Origin of the sequence: Synechococcus sp. R55.7 (assembly GCF_047461955.1) — a bacterium.
Taxonomy (GTDB): domain Bacteria; phylum Cyanobacteriota; class Cyanobacteriia; order Thermostichales; family Thermostichaceae; genus Thermostichus.
Genome location: NZ_JANSIC010000140.1, coordinates 1 through 1191 on the forward strand (window position 1 = coordinate 1; position 1191 = coordinate 1191).

The window sequence follows — 1191 nt, forward strand, 5'->3', positions numbered from 1 at the left end:
GCTACTGAAAGCCCGCTCCGTACCGCTTAGCGGTCGGAGCCGGGTAGTTTACCTCCCACCATCCCTAGGGGGCTGGCGGCAACGAGCAAGAAATGGTGGCGATCCCTGGCCTCATCTCCCGAACAGGCTTGATAGCCTAGAGGAAGCGAGATGTGGATACCCATGTCAGATACTCCTGCGGTCTTGGTAGAGCAACTTCAAAAGCGCTACGGATCCACAGTGGCCGTGGCGGACGTCTCGTTTCAGGTGGAACCCGGCCAGATCTACGGCATTCTCGGCCCCAATGGGGCCGGCAAGACCACCACTTTGCATTGCCTTTGCACCTTGCTTCGTCCCGATGCGGGCCGGATAGAGGTGTACGGGATCCCGGCCAGCGAAAACCCCAAAGCGGTACGAGAAAAACTGGGGTTTGTTGCCCAAGAGGTGGCTTTGGATAAGGTGCTGACCGGGCGAGAATTGTTGCAGTTGCAGGCCGATCTCCACCACCTGCCTCGCCCCTTGGCTCAAGAGCGAATCGTTGCCGTCCTGGAACTGCTGGGGCTGACCGACCGCGCCGACCAACTCATCGGTACCTACTCCGGCGGGCTGCGCAAACGCTTGGATCTGGCGGCAGGACTGCTCCATCAACCCCAGGTGCTGGTCTTGGACGAGCCCACGGTGGGCCTGGACATTCCCAGTCGGTTGGCCATCTGGGATTTTCTGCGCCAACTCAAGAACACAGGGATCACAGTGGTGCTCAGCAGCCATTACCTGGAGGAGATCGACCTGCTGGCGGATCGGGTGGCCATCATCGACCGGGGCAAGGTGATTGCCGAGGGAACCCCCGAGGAGCTGAAAACCCGCGTCGGCGGCGAGCGCATCACCGTCAAGCTGCAGGAATTTGCCCCGGCGGAACTGGCCCAACGGGGTGCCCAACTGCTGGGATCCCTGCCCTTTGTCCAGAAGGTGGTGATCAACAGCGCCCAGGGCAACGCCCTGAACCTGGTGGTGCAGCGGAATGGAGAGGATCCCCTCAGCCAGATCCGCGCTCACTTGCAAGCTCATGGGCTGGAGGTGTTCAGCAGCACCCAATCTCGTCCCAGCTTGGATGATGTGTATTTGGCGGCAACCGGGCAAACCCTGATGGACGCGGAGCTGGCCGCTGCCGAGGCCAATCTGGGCAAAAAGAAAAAGTAACTTCATCACCTCATG

At 60.6% G+C, this 1191-nt stretch carries 1 protein-coding gene; it reads left to right on the top strand.

Going from position 1 to position 1191, the window contains the following annotated elements; all coding sequences use genetic code 11:
- The first annotated feature begins 162 nt into the window (after positions 1 to 162).
- Positions 163 to 1176: an ATP-binding cassette domain-containing protein gene (locus tag NW820_RS08465; protein WP_414351223.1), complete on the top strand. Its 1014-nt coding sequence runs from the start codon at positions 163 to 165 to the stop codon at positions 1174 to 1176.
- Positions 1177 to 1191: the final 15 nt, after the last annotated feature.